16 protein-coding genes are annotated in these 16,429 nt (G+C 56.2%); 7 read left to right on the forward strand and 9 right to left on the reverse strand.

Annotation, left to right across the window (positions count from 1 at the left end):
- Window positions 1–5: 5 nt before the first annotated feature.
- Window positions 6–1,037 carry an L-idonate 5-dehydrogenase gene (locus AC2D8V_RS03010; RefSeq protein ID WP_484732028.1) on the reverse strand — a complete coding sequence of 344 codons (1,032 nt, stop codon included), beginning with the start codon at window positions 1,035–1,037 and terminating at the stop codon, window positions 6–8.
- Window positions 1,038–1,189: 152 nt separating this feature from the next.
- On the opposite strand from AC2D8V_RS03010, the gene AC2D8V_RS03015 reads away from it, so the two are divergent.
- The 3 genes from AC2D8V_RS03015 to AC2D8V_RS03025 all read left to right on the forward strand — a co-directional run bounded on the left by AC2D8V_RS03015 (window position 1,190) and on the right by AC2D8V_RS03025 (window position 2,570).
- On the forward strand, window positions 1,190–1,435 hold the full coding sequence (locus tag AC2D8V_RS03015; protein WP_484732029.1) for an SDR family NAD(P)-dependent oxidoreductase: 246 nt from the start codon (window positions 1,190–1,192) through the stop codon (window positions 1,433–1,435).
- 143 nt (window positions 1,436–1,578) lie between these two features.
- Window positions 1,579–1,908 carry an SDR family oxidoreductase gene (locus AC2D8V_RS03020; RefSeq protein WP_484732030.1) on the forward strand — a complete coding sequence of 110 codons (330 nt, stop codon included), beginning with the start codon at window positions 1,579–1,581 and terminating at the stop codon, window positions 1,906–1,908.
- On the forward strand, window positions 1,905–2,570 hold the full coding sequence (locus tag AC2D8V_RS03025; RefSeq protein WP_484732031.1) for a DUF2306 domain-containing protein: 666 nt from the start codon (window positions 1,905–1,907) through the stop codon (window positions 2,568–2,570). Before AC2D8V_RS03020 ends, AC2D8V_RS03025 begins: the two co-directional genes overlap by 4 nt.
- Here the strand turns inward: AC2D8V_RS03025 and AC2D8V_RS03030 are convergent.
- From AC2D8V_RS03030 to acs, 7 genes are all read right to left on the reverse strand, one after another.
- Window positions 2,567–3,955, reverse strand: a complete 1,389-nt coding sequence (locus tag AC2D8V_RS03030; RefSeq protein WP_484732032.1) for a 3'-5' exonuclease — start codon at window positions 3,953–3,955, stop codon at window positions 2,567–2,569. The genes AC2D8V_RS03025 and AC2D8V_RS03030 overlap by 4 nt on opposite strands.
- A 10-nt stretch (window positions 3,956–3,965) precedes the next feature.
- Window positions 3,966–4,487 (reverse strand): hypothetical protein, encoded by a 522-nt coding sequence (locus AC2D8V_RS03035; protein ID WP_484732033.1) that lies wholly within the window; start codon window positions 4,485–4,487, stop codon window positions 3,966–3,968.
- Window positions 4,488–4,523: 36 nt separating this feature from the next.
- Window positions 4,524–6,347 (reverse strand): DUF294 nucleotidyltransferase-like domain-containing protein, encoded by a 1,824-nt coding sequence (locus AC2D8V_RS03040; RefSeq protein WP_484732034.1) that lies wholly within the window; start codon window positions 6,345–6,347, stop codon window positions 4,524–4,526.
- Window positions 6,348–6,446: 99 nt separating this feature from the next.
- The gene (locus AC2D8V_RS03045) at window positions 6,447–8,246 is read right to left on the reverse strand and encodes a sodium:solute symporter family protein (RefSeq protein WP_484732035.1); all 1,800 of its coding nucleotides are present in this window, start codon (window positions 8,244–8,246) and stop codon (window positions 6,447–6,449) included.
- Window positions 8,247–8,250: 4 nt separating this feature from the next.
- On the reverse strand, window positions 8,251–8,544 hold the full coding sequence (locus AC2D8V_RS03050) for a DUF4212 domain-containing protein (RefSeq protein WP_484732036.1): 294 nt from the start codon (window positions 8,542–8,544) through the stop codon (window positions 8,251–8,253).
- 61 nt (window positions 8,545–8,605) lie between these two features.
- Complete coding sequence (locus AC2D8V_RS03055; RefSeq protein ID WP_484732037.1) at window positions 8,606–9,292, reverse strand: adenylate kinase; 687 nt, start codon at window positions 9,290–9,292, stop codon at window positions 8,606–8,608.
- A 1-nt stretch (window position 9,293) separates the two neighbouring features.
- A complete protein-coding gene (gene acs / locus AC2D8V_RS03060; RefSeq protein WP_484732038.1) occupies window positions 9,294–11,252 on the reverse strand; it encodes an acetate--CoA ligase in 1,959 nt (652 codons plus the stop codon).
- Window positions 11,253–11,899: 647 nt separating this feature from the next.
- Between acs and AC2D8V_RS03065 the strand changes: the two genes are divergently transcribed.
- Genes AC2D8V_RS03065 through AC2D8V_RS03075 form a run of 3 tightly spaced genes read left to right on the forward strand, consistent with a single transcriptional unit; the run spans window position 11,900 to window position 14,291 of the window.
- Window positions 11,900–12,757 carry an MBL fold metallo-hydrolase gene (locus AC2D8V_RS03065; protein WP_484732039.1) on the forward strand — a complete coding sequence of 286 codons (858 nt, stop codon included), beginning with the start codon at window positions 11,900–11,902 and terminating at the stop codon, window positions 12,755–12,757.
- Window positions 12,758–12,804: 47 nt separating this feature from the next.
- A complete protein-coding gene (locus AC2D8V_RS03070; RefSeq protein ID WP_484732040.1) occupies window positions 12,805–13,551 on the forward strand; it encodes an SDR family NAD(P)-dependent oxidoreductase in 747 nt (248 codons plus the stop codon).
- A 53-nt stretch (window positions 13,552–13,604) separates the two neighbouring features.
- Window positions 13,605–14,291 (forward strand): D-lyxose/D-mannose family sugar isomerase, encoded by a 687-nt coding sequence (locus AC2D8V_RS03075; RefSeq protein ID WP_484732041.1) that lies wholly within the window; start codon window positions 13,605–13,607, stop codon window positions 14,289–14,291.
- Between the two features lie 4 nt (window positions 14,292–14,295).
- On the opposite strand, the gene acdA is transcribed toward AC2D8V_RS03075, so the two are convergent.
- Window positions 14,296–15,474, reverse strand: coding sequence for a 3-sulfinopropanoyl-CoA desulfinase (acdA, locus tag AC2D8V_RS03080; protein ID WP_484732042.1), 1,179 nt, complete (start codon window positions 15,472–15,474; stop codon window positions 14,296–14,298).
- Between the two features lie 74 nt (window positions 15,475–15,548).
- On the opposite strand from acdA, the gene AC2D8V_RS03085 reads away from it, so the two are divergent.
- Entirely contained in the window at window positions 15,549–16,427 is an 879-nt protein-coding gene (locus tag AC2D8V_RS03085; protein ID WP_484732043.1) for a LysR family transcriptional regulator, read from the forward strand.
- The last annotated feature ends 2 nt before the right edge of the window (window positions 16,428–16,429 follow it).

Genomic DNA, 16,429 nt, shown 5'->3' on the forward strand with positions numbered 1-16,429 from the left:
CAAGGTCAGCCAAAGGAAATCTGCGCCTTCATCGCTTGCGTGCGATCACTCGCCAATTCGAATGCGGCAACTGCATCAGTCAGCGGGAGGGTCTGGGTGATCAGAGGCTTTACGTCGATCAGCCCCTTCTGCATCAATTCAACACCGGTGAAAAACTCCTCGTGGAACCGAAATGAGCCGCGCAACTGTAGCTCTTTTGCGGTCAGCGCCTGCATGGGAATTTGCATATCACCACCCAATCCCAGTTGCGCAATCACAGCACCAGGTCGCAGTGCGGGTATTGCCGCGCTCAAAGCTGCTGCAACGCCAGTGCATTCAAACAATACGTCAAAATATCCTTTGTCCGCGCCGTAGGGTGCGAGAGCATCAGGGTTTAAGCGGGTGTTAAGCGTGTGGTCCGCACCGCAGCGTGCTGCCATGTCGAGGGTAAAACTGGTCAGATCGGTGGTGACGATTTCGGCGGCTCCCGCGCGTCGCGCAATCAGGACGCACAAAATGCCTATGGGGCCGCATCCCGTGATCAGAACACGCTTTCCCAACAAGGGCCCGGCCTGGCGGGCACCATGAAGGCATACGGCCAGCGGCTCTGCCATCGCAGCCTCGCCTGCTGAAAGCCCGGTAGCTGGTGCACACTGCGCCTCATCCGCAACCAGAACTTCGCGAAAAGCCCCTTGGATATGTGGAAACGGCATAGCGGAGCCATAAAACCTCATGTTGAGGCAGTGGTTCTGCTTCCCCTCTGCGCAGTACGCACACGTATGGCACGCACGTGAAGGAGACACCGCGACCAGTTGACCTTCTGAAAGACTGGTCACGCCTTCTCCCAACGCCACAACATGCCCTGCAACTTCGTGTCCAAGGATCATGGGTTCCTTGATCCGGATCGTGCCAAAGCCGCCATGATTGTAATAATGCAGATCGGAACCGCAGATGCCGCCGGCAGCGATAGCCACTTTGACTTCACCCGGTCCCGGGTCTTGCACTTCGTGATCTTCGACGCGCAAGTCGCGTGCAGCGTGGATGACGAGCGATTTCATTGGATGTCTCTTTCCGCTGGCCTGACGGTATGGTGCTGCCGGCCGGCTTGAATTCAGGATGCCAGAGTAAAATAAGCGGGGGCGTCCAACCTTGTCGAGGGCAAAGAGGTTAGAGGTGTCGTGAGCCATTCAATCTGACGGGCCGCCGTGCCTTGATCACTGAAACATCACAAGGCAGCAGATTTGGGCTGGATAAAGGTTTGTCTGGTGATGGCGATGAGATGGTACTGAACGCACGGGGCATTAACAAACGCACGCAAGTTGCGCAGAGCCTGAACAGGGCCACGCGACACCTGCGCGCTGACCGGACAGATTTTGATGTCGTGCAGTTCGCAGCCGACCAGTTCGAGACCGAAGTAGGCTCGATTGAAATTTTGGTTAACAATGCCGGAATGTAGCATCGCGCCACGTTAAAGAAATTTTGGCAGTGCGCCTTTGAAGGACTGATGCAGACCGATATGGCAAGCGTACTCATTGTGGGGCAGTCTTGTGCGCGCCACGTGGTCAAAACTCGGAGGGAAAGATCATCAATAAAGCATCCATGCAAACGGCACTCGCCCGTGTAGGCATAACCCTATGCTCAACGACCAAAGGGGCTGTTGCCAATGTCACTCAGGGAACGGCAACAGGCTGGGCGCACTTTGGTTCGCGATACAAGTTGCAGGGGCTGGGGTGTTTCGGCGCGCGGCTGAATTCAGAAATGGTCGCAGACCCGGAATCTTCAGCTTGGTTGGAAGAACAGACACCAACAGGCCGTCGGAGGAAAGGTGAAAAGCTCTGCGGCACCTGCATCCATCTGGCGTCTGCTGTGTCTTCTATTGCGAATGGCACAACCGGTTTTGCCGATGGCGGGATAACCGCGTCGCCGTGACAGAGGCTGGAGGCAGGCAAAGCACGTTCCGGCAGACGGCAGGTGTCTTGTGTCTGATACTTTTGGCGTCTCCTTTCGCCGTCTACGCGATCGGGCGTGGATTATTGGGGTTCGATCAGGTTGAGCAGTCGACTTCGCGTTTCTTTAACGTGGGTAGTCCGGCGGCGAGTTTTGTACTCTACGCGCATATGGGAGTTGGCGGCGGGATCACCTTCCTAGCGCCCTTGCAGTTGCTTAGCGTGGTCCGGCGGTGGGTTCCGGCTATGCACAGGGTTATGGGGTACCTGGTCGCTACCGCAGCTCTCGGCACCGCATCGGCTGGCTTGTTCTACATTGCCAAGGCGGGCACAATTGGTGGCCTGTGGATGGATGCGGGGTTTGCGCTCTACGGTATTTTAATGATCGTTTGCGCAGTTCAAACGATCCGGCATGCCCGCCATCGCCTTGCGTCCCACCCCGTTTGGGCGACACGCCTCGTTATACTGGTACTCGCGTCCTGGCTTTATCGTGTGCATTACGGCCTGTGGGAGATTGCTACGGGAGGTATCGCCTCAAATGACGCCTTTACCGGTGTCTTTGACCGCGTTCAGGTTTTTGCCTTCTACCTGCCGTACCTCATATTGTTTGAACTTTGGCGGCGCAGACAGGCTTCCACCCGCTAGGTTTCGACTGTCAAAATCCGCTGGTGTTTCAGTGCCTCCGCCCGCACTGCGCCAAAAGTCGATAGCCCGCGTTCTTCCAAGATCGGAATCATGGCCACAAATGCCTGTGCGGTCGCCATTGCATCGCCCAGTCCGGTATGGCGCACATCATCCGGTATTGTGACCCCCAGCCGCTGGCACAAGGCATCAAGCGTATGCTCTTGAGAGCCCCCGAAAACGATTGCGGACAGGTGCACGGAATCGAGCACCGAGTTGTCAAATTCGTAATCCGCCGTGGCGCATTCGCGTCGAAGAAAAGACATGTCGAAGGGCGCGTTGTGCGCCAGCAGGACAGCATTTTGTGAAAACTGATGGAACGTCCGGCAAACCTCATCAAAGGATGGTGCATGCGCCACGGCCTTGTCGTCGATGCCGTGCACGCGCGTTGAGGATGCCGGGATACTTCTGCCTGGATGCACCAACGCGTCGAAAGCTTCTCCGGCGACGATCTTGCCGTTCACGACACGGACAGCCCCGATTTGAACAACGGCATCCTTTTCGGGGTCAAGGCCTGTCGTTTCGCAATCAAAAACCACAAAGTTTAGATCGCGCAAAGGCGTGTCTTCGTTGGCGGCGGACGGGCTTTTGGCAAGCAAATCAAGATCGAATACCAGCGGCCGCGCGGCATCAGGGCGCAGCGGTTCAAGCATCAGCATATAGCCGGCGTCATCTTCGAAACGGCGTAGATGACCACTGAATTGGGCACCAGAACGCCCTTTTGGCAGGATTTCACGCCTGAGTTCGCTGTTGGCCTGCATAGCCTCCAGTGTGGATTGAACAGCCGTTTCGTCGATGTAGTCAAAGACCGATCCGCCAAGCCTTGCGGGACATTCGCTTTCCATCAACTCGGCGGCTTGTCCGTCATACAGGACGATCTGATGGTCGTTGCGTGCCACGATCACAGCGACCGGAATATCGGACAAAATCCGCAACAGCTGCGCGCGTTGGGTGCGTAGCCTTTCGGTTTCTTGCGCGACAGTTGTGGCAGTGGCCTGCTGCCCATCCTTGAGCTTGTCACGCAGCGCGACCGCTGCCGGAGCAAGATCGCCTAGATATTTAGCCGCCTTGAGCGCTGTTCCACCCGGCGCGAAGCTATGAGAAACGACGCGCAAATCAGCGGCAATTGCTTCGATTGGTTTGCTGACATGTTCGTCGAAAAGCAGCCAAACCAACAAGACGATTCCGGTTGTGCAAAATCCTGCGATCAGCAAAACGCTGATAAAAGCCGACGCTGCTTCAGGGTCACCAAGCTGACGGTACCCGACAACAGATGCTCCGCCCACTGCCACCAGACTTGATGCAGCGATGAAGCAGAAAAACAGGAATATTCGCGCTCTTAACCCCATGGCGCCGACCTCACGTCCGCGCGCAGGCGGCTGTGAGTACCGGGTCGTCGGCTGCCATTTTGATCCACTCCGCGTTGGTCACTTCGCCACCGTTCCCGAATGTGATGCCGTCTACAATGTCGGCCCTTTGGGCACCTGCGCAGTCAAACAGCATCGGAACCTTGGCCGTCCGGCTCCACCTGCCATAAAAAACCAAGTCTACAATGCGTTGATCGGGCTGGTCGGGATGTGTCCTCACGCTGGCCTGATCCACGGCGACAAAACGTGTTACGAAGGGGCGGGCGTAGGTCCATGGCCGATAAAAAGCTTGTTCCTCTACAGTTTCGGCAACCACCATGCCCGCAGGCATTGCTGCGGCAGTGCGATTGTACCATCCGTATTCACTTGAAATAGTGGCAACGATCATTGCCAGCCCTGCACCGACGGGTATCATCCAAGACGGCAAGCGCCCCTTGAGCACGCGATTGAGCGCCCAGATGATCAACGCCATGGCGGCGCCCGCCATTATGGTCCCGATTAATTCGAAAAACATGTCTCAAGCCTCCCCCTTGCGTTTCTGTGGCCGTCTTTAGGCCAATACGCCGCGTCCCTGCATCAGTGCAGACTGCATCGTTTTAATGACCACGAAAGCATCGCGCAAATGACTGCGATCAAAGTCTGATAAAGTTTCTGGCGGCAAATAGTTGTCGGGCTTCTCTCCGCGCTTGATCTGCGAAGCCTGATGTTCCAGCCGCGTTTGTGCTACCAGATCATACGCGTCCAGAAGGTTGCGCCCGCCTTTCTGGCTCACCGCTCCCGTGTCTATCGCGGCACACAAGCGCGCACGCGTATTTGCGACGGTAATTTGCCCCTGCAGCGCATACATGCGGCCCAAATCCACCACCGGCACCACGCCATTGTGTTTCATGTCTATGGTCTTGCGATGCACGCCTGACGAGATCGTCGCCAGGTTGCGGAGCAAGCCAAGAGGTGTGGCATGACTCAATGCGTTGCTCGCCATATGCGCTGTGAAAAACGAGTTCGCAGAAGCTTTTTGCAACGTGTCTTTGTGCAGACCGTCAAATAGTTGCGCATCTCCGCCAATGGGCCTGAGGTCAAACATGACAGAGGACAGCATTTGGGCCTCCTTGCTGGGCTGATCAATCCAGCCAGCAAAGTAGGAACGCCATACCGACAGAGGCTGCCGCCATCTGGGGTTGGTCGCCATCATGTCGCCGGGGCAATAGACGTACCCACATGCGTCGAGCCCGTCACAGACAAAATGCGCTAACTTCTCAAAATAGGCCTTTGCGCTGTCGTCAATGCTGTCTTCGAGAATGAGGCAGTTATCCTGATCGGAAACGCCAGTCTGTTCCTGCCTGCCCTGAGAGCCGCAGGCGAGCCACAGGTAGCGCGCAGGGGGTGGGCCGAGCTGTTTTTCGGCAAGGCGCAATAGCTGGCGGGTAACCACATCGGCTACATCCGTGATCATCCGGGTTACCACATCGTGCCGATGTCCTGCTGCAACAAGCTGGGCTAGCAGTAGTGGAATGCGCGCAGTGATTTCCGCCATCTCGGTCACGGATGTCGCGCGCGCAGCGTCGGACACAAGACCGGCGGCGGTGTTCGCCTGGTATCGGGTCAAGTCCGTTTGCGTCACAATACCGATCAGCTGGTTATCCTGAACCACAGGTAAGTGGCCAAAGCGATACTCCATCATCAAATGCAAAACATCCGATCCGATAGCAGATGGGGGCAGGGCGCGAGGGTTGCAGGTCATGATCGTTGATACCGGCGCAGCCGGGGCGCACCCCGTTGCCAGCGCTTTGCCCACAAGATCGCGTAGCGTGACTATACCGGTCAGCCGATCATCTTGTGTGACGCAAAGACATGAGATGCGTTTGGAGTGCATGGTAAGCGCGGCTTGTTGCACCGAAGTCTCCGGGCCGCAGGTGACAGGGCTGCGCGCCATAAGGGCCTCGACCGTGACCTGTGCAAGCGACGGCGGGTGCGCCGTTGTTTTTTGCGATCCATCCTGACGTGCAAAAAAGCGCTGAAAGGCGCCGTGATCATTCCTAAGCTGGTGAAAAACCGCCGCAGGCAAACAGAGAAGAAGCGTGTCGGCAGCTGCGGTCGCAGACGTCAGGGCGATGCCATCCCGCAGTAGTCCACGTTCGCCAAAGGAGTTGCCTCGCTCGAGCAACGAGATTTGCTGACCAGCAGGGTCAGTCACTGATACAAGGCCGTTCTGAACAATAAAGATACCGGCGAGCTGATCGTCCAGCCGGTAGATGAGTTCACCCTCATCCACACTGATTTGCTCGACTTGCGATGCAACTCTTTGAAGCATTTCCGCAGGCAGCGCGTTGTAGGGATGCTGCTGCGACAGGAATGTCAGCGCGTCTTCATTCATCAGACTGTCCTTGTCAGATGAGGTGAGCCCCGCATGGTGCGGGGCCAACCAAAAGTGCAAAGGCCGGATACATCAAACGTGTGTCCGGCCTCGCTGTTTTTAGTGGTCGACTGCCCCTCCGGCACCAGCTGGCACGCGGACGCTTTCCACCAGTTCCTTGATTTCGTCTGGCGTATCCGCAGTGGACATCGAGACGATGTAGGCAACTGCAAAGTTGATGCATGCACCGACCGCACCGATAGCGGTTGACTGGATCCCAAAGAGGGAGCCGTCAACTGTGTCAGGGAACGAGTTCGTACCTGCGATAAACAGCCAGCCCTTGTGCAGGAAGATGTACACGAGAGTGAAGCCGAGACCCGCGAGCATGCCCGATACAGCACCCACATTGTTGATGCGCTTGGAGAAGATGCCCATCATCAGTGCAGGGAAGATCGATGCAGCCGCCAGACCGAAGGCCAGAGCCACAGTTTGCGCCGCAAACCCGGGAGGGTTGAGACCAAGGATCGTCGCAATGACGATGGCAACGGCCATGGCAATCCGGGCTGACATCAATTCTGCCTTTTCAGACATGTTCGGTGTCAGTTGACCCTTCAACAAGTCATGGCTTACGGCAGTAGAGATCGCGAGAAGCAAGCCCGCAGCCGTGGACAACGCAGCCGCGAGGCCACCTGCAGCCACCAGACCGATCACCCAACCCGGAAGGTTGGCAATCTCTGGATTGGCCAGCACAAGGATGTCGCGATTGAACTTGGTCAGTTCGTTGCCCGTCCACCCATTTGCCGCAGCCTTTTCAGCCATCGCGTCAGACTTGTCGTTGTAGTATTGAATTTTGCCGTCGCCGTTCTTGTCTTCCCAGTCGAGAAGGCCGGTTTTCTGCCACGTCAGCATCCAATTGTACTTTTTATCTGACTCGATGGTTTCGACAGAGACCGCTTCGCCGTTCACGCCGTTTGGCCACATCATTTCAGAGATGTTCAGACGAGCCATCGCGCCAACCGCGGGGGCCGTCAGGTAGAGCAGGGCGATAAACACCAGCGCCCAGCCTGCTGACCAGCGTGCGTCAGACACTTTGGGCACTGTAAAGAAGCGCATGATGACGTGCGGCAGACCTGCCGTACCGATCATGAGCGACAGCGTGAAAAGAACCATGTTGAGGTTGTCTTTGTGCGCCTCTGTGTAGCTGGCAAAGCCAAGGTCGGTCACGATCTGGTCGAGCTTGGTCAACAGGTAGACCGAGCCTTCGCCACCCGTGGCCGTCGTTTCGCCAAAGAGGCCAAGGGCCGGGATAGGCGTTCCTGTCAGTTGCAGCGAGATGAACACGGCGGGAATTGTGTAAGCCATGATCAGAACGCAATACTGCGCCACCTGAGTGTAGGTCACGCCCTTCATGCCGCCGAAAACCGCGTAGGCAAAAACCACACAGGCGCCGATCAGAAGACCCGACGTATTGGAAATCTCAAGGAACCGCCCAAAAGCCACGCCAACGCCGGTCATCTGGCCAATCACATACGTCGTGGACGCTACGATAAGACAGATGACTGCGACGAGGCGCGCAGTTGGGGAGTAAAACCGATCACCGATGAATTCAGAGACTGTGAACTTACCGAACTTGCGCAGGTAAGGAGCAAGCAACAAGGCCAGCAACACATAGCCACCGGTCCAGCCCATCAGGAAGGACGAGTTGTCGTATCCTGTAAATGCAATCAGACCAGCCATGGAGATGAAGGAGGCCGCCGACATCCAGTCAGCAGCAGTGGCCATACCATTGGTGACGGGGTGAACGCCCCGACCAGCAGCATAGAATTCAGATGTGGAACCCGCGCGGGCCCACACCGCGATGCCGATGTAAAGCGCAAAAGAAGCGCCCACAAACAGCAAGTTAAGCGTAAACTGGTCCATTAGATCAGTCCTCCTCTACGCCGTATTCACGGTCGAGTTTGTTCATGCGCCAGGCGTAGAAAAAGATCAGGCCGAGAAACACGAGAATTGAACCCTGCTGGGCGAACCAAAAGCCAAGATCGGTTCCACCGACCTCGATTCCGGCCAGCATTGGCCGCAGCAAGATGCCAAAGCCAAAGGACACAAGGGCCCAAATGATTAGGCTGATGACAATGATGCGGATGTTCGCGGCCCAGTATCCGCCGGCGTCCTCCGCAGCCTTTGTCTCAGCGGCTGAATTTACTGATTGATCTGCCATTTCAATGCTTCCTCCATAAATGACATGTGAATGGGAATGGCGTGCATGCCTTTCCCGTTGGCTACGCCGTTTCTTTCGCCACGATGTCGGCGATCTGCATCCGGATGTTCTGGATGTCGCCCATCGCATTGACGGGTCTTAAGGCTCCCTTGTCGGCGTAATAAGCAATCAGGGGAGCGGTTTGCGATTGATAAGCATCAAGACGAGACATCACCGTTTTGGCGTTGTCGTCTGCACGCCGCGTCATATTGGTGCCACCGCAGATGTCGCAGGTATCAGCCAGTTTTGTTGGCTTGAACGTGTCGTGATACCCTTCGCCACAATCGCCGCAGGTAAAGCGGCCGGCGATGCGGATGACCATTTTGGCATCGTCCACTTCAAGCGAAACAGCCGCATTGATGCGTTGGCCGGTACGCTCTAACAGTTCGTCGAGCGCTTCGGCCTGTGCGGTTGTCCGAGGAAAACCATCCAGCACGACGCCGTTGGCGCAATCCGGCTCTGCCAGGCGGTCAGCAAGGATTGCCAGCACGATATCGTCGCTGACCAGCCCACCGCTTTCCATGACTGATTTGGCGATCTTCCCGGCCTCTGTGCCGGCGGCAACAGCGGCGCGGAGCAGGTCGCCAGTGGAAAGCTGGACCAGTCCAAATTGCTCTTGAAGCATACGTGCCTGAGTGCCCTTCCCGGCCCCTGGAGGGCCGAGAAGGATCAGGATAGGGGCGGTTTCAGGGAGAGTTGTACCGTCCATGTTATGCGTCCTCGCGGTTCATGCGGTTATCGATCAGGTCGTCAACGACCGATGGATCCGCGAGGGTCGAAGTGTCGCCCAGTGATGCAAAGTCGTCTTCGGCAATTTTGCGCAGAATGCGCCGCATGATCTTGCCGGAGCGGGTTTTCGGCAGGCCGGGTGCCCATTGGATGAGGTCAGGCGAGGCAATTGGCCCGATTTCCTGACGCACCCAGACACGAAGCTCTTTGCGCAGGTCTTCTGTTGGCGTTTCGCCATTCATCAAGGTCACATAGCAGTAGATGCCTTGCCCCTTGATGTCGTGCGGGTACCCGACAACAGCGGCTTCGGCGACTTTCTCATGAGCAACCAGGGCGCTTTCGACCTCGGCCGTGCCCATACGGTGGCCAGACACGTTGATCACGTCATCCACACGGCCCGTGATCCAATAGTCGCCGTCGGCATCGCGCTTGCAGCCGTCACCGGTAAAGTAATAGCCCGGGTAGTCGCTGAAGTACGTCTTTTCAAACCGTTCGTGATCGCCCCAGACCGTACGCATCTGGCCGGGCCAGCTGTCTGCAATGACCAAAACGCCTTCGACATCGTTGCCCTCAACAACTTCGCCTGACGCTGGTTCGAGCACCAAGGGCTCGATGCCAAAGAAAGGTTGCTGCGCTGAGCCGGGTTTCAGTTCGGTCGCACCGGGTAGAGGCGTCATCAGATGACCGCCAGTTTCAGTCTGCCACCAGGTGTCTACGATTGGGCAGCGGCCACCGCCGACCACATCGTTGTACCAGTTCCACGCTTCGGGGTTGATGGGTTCACCCACCGTGCCCAGCGTCCGCAGGCTGGACAGATTATAGGCTTTCACCGGCTCGTCGCCCGCCGCCATCAAGGCGCGGATCGCGGTTGGTGCCGTGTAGAACTGGTTCACCTTGTACTTTTCACAGACGTCCCAAAACCGCCCTGCGTCAGGGAATGTGGGCACGCCCTCGAACATCACGGTTGTGGCACCGTTCGCAAGCGGCCCGTAAACAATATAGCTGTGTCCGGTGACCCAACCGACGTCGGCTGTACACCAGAAAACATCGCCCTCGTGATAATCAAAGACAATTTCATGGGTCATTGCTGCATAGGTCAGGTAACCGCCTGACGTGTGGACAACGCCTTTTGGCTGCCCGGTCGAGCCAGATGTATAAAGGATGAACAGCGGGTCTTCGGCGTTCATTGGTTCCGTCGGGCAACTGCTCGCAGCCAGAGAGGCCAGTTCATTGTAGTCGCGGTCGCGAGGTGTCCACGCGATTGCGCCGCCGGTGCGTTTGACCACAAGGCACTGAACATCGCTGTCGCAAGACATCAGCGCCTGATCGGTGTTGGCCTTCAAAGCGGTCATGCGCCCGCCGCGCGGCGCTTCATCAGCTGTGATGACGACTTTGGCGTCACAGCCGTTGATGCGAGCGGCGAGCGCATCCGGGGAGAAACCGGCAAACACAATTGAGTGAATGGCGCCGATGCGGGCGCAAGCCAGCATCGCATACGCAGCCTCAGGGATCATGGGCAAATAGATGACGACGCGGTCGCCTTTGGACACGCCAAGTTCTTTGAGAACGTTAGCCATCTTGCAAACGTTTTTGTGTAGCTCGCGGTAAGAGATGTGCAGCGCTTCGTCTTTCGGGTCGTCAGGCTCCCAAATGATCGCTGTCTGATCGCCGCGCGTGTCGAGATGACGGTCTATGCAGTTGGCAGCGACATTTAAAACCCCGTCCTCGTACCACTTGATGGAAACGGACCCGAGGGTGTAATCCACATTCTTGACTTTGGAATAGGGTTTGATCCAGTCCAGCCGCTTGCCCTGAGCAGCCCAGAACGTTTCAGGGTCCGCGATTGAGGCGGCGTATGTTTGCTGGTACTGCATCGCGTTCACGTGCGGAACGGGTGCGCCTTCTGTCGTGTCGGGATGGTCTCGCGATTCCAAGGTCATTTTGACTCCTCCAGATCGTTTGCTTGCATTGCGCTGGGGAGTTCGAGTGTTATGCCGACCCTCCCAAGTTAACATCAGAGATACGGCAAATCTGAAAATTCATAACTATATTACTGAAAAACAGTGATTAATTTGTAAAATGATTTCAATTGGTTTTGTATTTTTGTAAATTTCAAGTGCGACAATCTGCCAAAATGTAATATTCACAATGGATTGACAGTTAAGGTGTCAACTAGGTGTGACGGGGCGGATTTGCCGTTAGCGCCTGACAGTTTTTGCGGGAAAATTGCCCATACAGATAGCAATGCACAAAGTGGCGTGGCGAGATGTGTCGCGGAACTGCCAATTTTTGAGATTTTCGATTCGGCTGGTTTTGTGGAGCGCCAGGTTCCGGTCATTGGGGGCCATTGAGGTTCGATGACCTGGTGGCTTGGACGCAAACCTGAGCGGTGCAACTGTGTTTGCGATGACAAACTGCCCCTGAAAGAGACATCGACTGAGGAGACTTTGTCGTGGCTCCACAGCTACAGGAGCCTTTCAAGCGGGTTCTCTAACCGATATGTCCGTTCTGGAAGGGGCTAACTTGGAATGGCGGGCCAAATCTGCTCCCTATCGATGCAACCGATCAGAAGTGAACAGGCGAGATGATGAGTGACAATTACGCGGTTTTGATGGGGACCAAGGGTGGCCCGGCAATTCGCCCTGGGTCCAGCATGCCGACGTCGCACCTGTTTTGCCTCGAAGGTCACAGATTTGTCGTCGACTGCGGATTGGGCGTAACACGCGGCCTCGTCGATCAGGGCATCGAATTAAAGACGCTTTCGACAATATTTATCACGCACCTTCATTCTGACCATTATCTGGAACTTGGTCCTTTGCTTCACACAGCTTGGACGGCTGGTCTGAAAACTCCAGTCGACATCTGGGGCCCACCGGGCCTCGAACGCTACTGGCAGGGCTTTATTCTCTCCATGAAAGACGATGTCGATTTGCGCATTTCAGATGAAGGACGGCCCGATCTGGCAAGTCTTGTTTCGGTTCATCAGATTGATCCCATGGCGCCGGTTCAGATCGGAAGCGTCGTCGTTTCTGCTATTAAAACCCGTCACCCGCCGCTGGTGGATTGCTATGCGTTGTCGTTCAAGTGCGATGGCTGCCATATCGTTTTTTCAGGCGATACCGCGCCTCTGCCGGAATTGGAAACCTTTGCAGCCGGCGCAGATCTATTGGTCCACGAAGCCATGTTAGAGGCGGCCTTGCCAAGTCTGGTAGCGCGTGTGGGCAATGGCACCGACAAGCTGATGCAGCACCTCAAGAAATCGCATACAGCAGCCCATCAGGTTGCAGCCTGCGCCACGGCTGCACGAGTGAAAAGGCTGGCGCTTGCGCATCTCGTTCCAGCGGATGATCCACATTTTACACACGAGGACTGGAAGGCCGCCGTCGTACCGCACTGGAAAGGCCCTCTGTTTATCGGGGTGGATGGGCTGCGCATTGATTTGTAAAAGCAAAGACGCAAACACGCTTGGCTCCCTCACACAAGGAAATGGACATGGCGACAACTGGCTTTGAAAAGCAAACGGCTATCGTGACTGGTGGCGCGCAGGGGATCGGTTTGGCCGTCGCACAAAACCTCAGTGCAAGGGGCGTACGCGTGGCAGTTTGGGACATGGATGAAGCGCTGGCCTCAAAGGCCGCCAAACAGCTTGGCAATAACGCATTATCAATTCACGCAGACATCGCGGATTGGTCCAGTGTCAGTGGCGCATACCAAAAAACACGTGATGCGTTTGGACATGTAGATATTGTCGTCAACTCCGCAGGGATCGCTGGATCAAATGCGACGGTGTCTGAGTATGACGTAGAAGAGTTCGCGCAGATCGTTTCGATCAATCTCAATGGCACTTTTCACGTTATGAAGGCCGTAGTGGCAGACATGCGCGCCCGAAATTACGGCCGGATCGTTAATATTGCTTCGGTGGCGGGCAAAGAAGGGAACCCGAACGCTTCGGCTTATTCGGCGTCAAAAGCAGGTGTTATCGGATTGACGAAGTCGCTTGGCAAAGAATTGGCAGACGTGAATGTAGCTGTGAATTGCGTGACGCCTGCCGCGGCGCGTACCCGCATTTTTGACCAGATGAGTGAAGAGCACATCAATTACATGCTCTCGAAAATTCCGCGCGGACGCTTTCTAGAACTTGAAGAAGCTGCGGCAATGATCAGCTGGCTTGTTTCGCCCGAGAACAGTTTTACCACCGCAGGCACGTTCGACTTGTCGGGCGGACGCGCAACATACTAAGAGAGCGCAAGGATGCCCGGGCCGGTCCCGCGCGCATGAAGGACAGGCAGCACATGAAACGCTCAACCATTAACGACATCATGTCCGAAGCGGACGAAATGATCCGGTCTTACGGCTTTGTCTTGCCGCCGTTTGCCTATTGGACACCCGAGGAATTCCAGTCCTGCAAAGACGTCGCTCGCCGGGTCATTGATGCGCGATGCGGTTGGGATGTCACGGACTATGGGGCCGGGCGTTTTGATGAGATGGGACTGTTCTTGTTCACGCTGCGCAACGGTCGTTTGGAAGACCTCCAACGCGGAGGTGGGATGTGCTACGCGGAAAAGCTTCTGATCTCGCGTCAGGACCAGCTCAGCCCAATGCATACACATGTCATCAAGGCCGAAGATATTATCAATCGCGGTGGCGCCACGCTCATTATCGAGTTGTTTGGTTCCGACGATGAAGGCGGTTTTGCCGAGGACCGCGGCGGTACGGTCTGGTGCGATGGCATACGCCGAGATTTTGCAGCGGGTGAAAAACTTGCGTTGGCGCCGGGCGAAAGCGTGACCTTGATGCCCGGAGACTGGCATGCCTTCTGGGGCGAAGGCGGCGATGTACTTGTAGGCGAAGTCTCGACAGTGAACGATGACGAAACAGACAATATCTTTCGCGAACCGATTGGCCGGTTCTCTGACATTGAAGAAGATACCGACCCAAAGCATTTATTGGTGAGCGACTACGCTCGTTGGCTGGCCTAGCGGTTTACCGCGGGGTTGACGGTTCGGCCAAAATATCGCGGGCGATCTGGTTGCGTAGAATTTGGGCAGTGCCGCCGCCGATCGTGAACATGCGTACGTCGCGGTACATTCTTTCCAGCGGTTCTTGGTCTCCGTAGCCGCGCGCCCCGAACATCTGCAGAGCGTCGTTCACGACAGATATTGCCGCTTCTGATGCGAAAAGTTTTGCACGCGCGGCCAGTGCTTTTTCTGGAAAACCACCGGCACCGCCAGAGCGGGCCGCGTCATGCAGCATCAGGCGCGAGGCGTGGACACGTGTGTCCATGTCTGCAAGCATCCATTGCAACCCTTGAAACTCAGACAGCGGCTGCCCGAACTGGGAGCGCTCCTTCAGGTATCTTTTGGCGTGATCCAAGGCGCCGGCGGCTACCCCCATGGCAATTGTTCCTGCGCCGACACGCTGGCTGTTGTAGGCGCCCATGAGATGGGCAAACCCTTTTTCGTGCCCGCCAGGGGTACGCAACATTTGCTCTTCCGGCACAAATAGGTCTTCAAAGTGCAGTTCCGCTTCGGGCATACCACACAGACCCATTGTCCGTTCCAGCCGGGCCACGCGAAAACCTTCGGTCATTGGAGTGCTTTCATTAGCGTGATGAAGCACGAACCCGCCGATACCTTGTTCCACGCCGCCGGTATCAAAAACACGCGCAAAAATGAGATACAGTTTCGAGATGCCGCCACCGGTGATCCAGTGTTTGCAGCCGTTGATCCGGTATCCCCCGGCAACCTTGTGCGCGGTTGTGGCCATTTGGGTCGCCGCGCTTCCCGCATCTGGCTCTGTTATGCAGATTGCCGGCTTGTCGCCCGCAAGGACAAGATCTGCAGCCATCCGCTTTGTCGCGTCGGTTCCAAAGGCCATAATGGCACTAATGGCTCCCATGTTGGCTTCGACCAGTACACGTGCGGTTAGCGTACAGGCTTTTGCGATTTCTTCGACCGCCAGAACCGTGTCGTAAAAACTGGCACCTTGGCCACCGTAGGCACGGGGTATTGTCATGCCCATCAGGCCCGTGGACAGCAAATCGGGGATGTTGTCGTGGCAATAACGGCGCTCGCGATCCCAGATGTCAGCGCGCGCGGCAAACTGTGAAGTCACGGTACTGGCCGCAGCTTGAAACCGGTTTGGTGGTGGTGCGTGTTTCATGCGCTGATTATTGCTCTGGCTAAATTCAAGGCAATCGAATAAAAATGTAATATAATTTCAGTTATAGTGAACTTATGAATTTGACCGCACTGAAATCACTGGTTCGTATTCATCAAGTGTCTTCGTTCACTAAAGCGGCGGAATTAGAGAATGTGACGCTGTCTGCACTTTCCATGCAGATGAAAGCGCTGGAAGACCAATTGGGCCGCGCGCTTTTTGATCGCAGTTTCCGCCCTCCGCAGCTAACGCCTCTTGGCCGTAAACTGGCGGTACAGGCCGCAAATGTCGTTGCGGCGCAAAACACCTTTGCGCAGATGGCTGAAGCATCGGATGCGCTTACCGGCCACTACAGGATTGGCTTTATCCCTTCGGCAAGCGTACGCCTGTTGCCGGCCTTTCTTGGTCATGTGCGAGACCATCAGCCAGCGGCCAGTTTTGAGGTGTCTTCGGGGCTGTCAGAAGACCTGAGCGAAGCGGTGCGTCTCGGTGTTTTGGATGCGGCGCTCGTTACACGGGTCGCCAAGACCGCGCCCACGTTGGGTTTGCACCACATTGCATCAGAAGAGATGGTGTTTGCAGCACCTGCGCAGCAAAGCGACATTGTGCTGTCCGACCTGCCCAGGCAGTTGCCTTTTGTCCATTTCCGGCCCAGTTCGGGGATCGGACAACTGATTCAGCAGGCTCTGGTACAGTTCAATCATGAGCCGGATCAGATCATCGTTCTAGACAGTGTTGAGGCTGCGATGGAATGTGTCAAAGCGGGCTTGGGCTATACGCTGCTACCCCGACCGGATGTGCAACGCTGCGCGGATGCGCGGGTCAGGATGGTGCCATGGGACGGCCCGTTCATTCAGCGCGAATTGGTGCTCGCCGTTCACAGCAACAATGCTGATACCGATTGGGCCCATGCTCTGGCGCGGATCTTGCGGGAAAACATCCAGTCAGGGCCGTGACA

The organism is Roseobacter sp. YIN89 (genome assembly GCF_057219365.1).

Bases quoted from the DNA above. Each gene is read 5' to 3' on its own strand.
- AC2D8V_RS03055 (WP_484732037.1), bottom strand. From the start codon at position 9,292: ATGGACGGTACAACTCTCCCTGAAACCGCCCCTATCCTGATCCTTCTC.
- AC2D8V_RS03035 (WP_484732033.1), bottom strand. From the start codon at position 4,487: ATGTTTTTCGAATTAATCGGGACCATAATGGCGGGCGCCGCCATGGCG.
- AC2D8V_RS03085 (WP_484732043.1), top strand. From the start codon at position 15,549: ATGAATTTGACCGCACTGAAATCACTGGTTCGTATTCATCAAGTGTCT.
- acdA (WP_484732042.1), bottom strand. From the start codon at position 15,474: ATGAAACACGCACCACCACCAAACCGGTTTCAAGCTGCGGCCAGTACC.
- AC2D8V_RS03030 (WP_484732032.1), bottom strand. From the start codon at position 3,955: ATGGGGTTAAGAGCGCGAATATTCCTGTTTTTCTGCTTCATCGCTGCA.
- AC2D8V_RS03065 (WP_484732039.1), top strand. From the start codon at position 11,900: ATGAGTGACAATTACGCGGTTTTGATGGGGACCAAGGGTGGCCCGGCA.
- AC2D8V_RS03020 (WP_484732030.1), top strand. From the start codon at position 1,579: ATGCAAACGGCACTCGCCCGTGTAGGCATAACCCTATGCTCAACGACC.
- acs (WP_484732038.1), bottom strand. From the start codon at position 11,252: ATGACCTTGGAATCGCGAGACCATCCCGACACGACAGAAGGCGCACCC.
- AC2D8V_RS03075 (WP_484732041.1), top strand. From the start codon at position 13,605: ATGAAACGCTCAACCATTAACGACATCATGTCCGAAGCGGACGAAATG.
- AC2D8V_RS03040 (WP_484732034.1), bottom strand. From the start codon at position 6,347: ATGAATGAAGACGCGCTGACATTCCTGTCGCAGCAGCATCCCTACAAC.
- AC2D8V_RS03010 (WP_484732028.1), bottom strand. From the start codon at position 1,037: ATGAAATCGCTCGTCATCCACGCTGCACGCGACTTGCGCGTCGAAGAT.
- AC2D8V_RS03045 (WP_484732035.1), bottom strand. From the start codon at position 8,246: ATGGACCAGTTTACGCTTAACTTGCTGTTTGTGGGCGCTTCTTTTGCG.
- AC2D8V_RS03070 (WP_484732040.1), top strand. From the start codon at position 12,805: ATGGCGACAACTGGCTTTGAAAAGCAAACGGCTATCGTGACTGGTGGC.
- AC2D8V_RS03050 (WP_484732036.1), bottom strand. From the start codon at position 8,544: ATGGCAGATCAATCAGTAAATTCAGCCGCTGAGACAAAGGCTGCGGAG.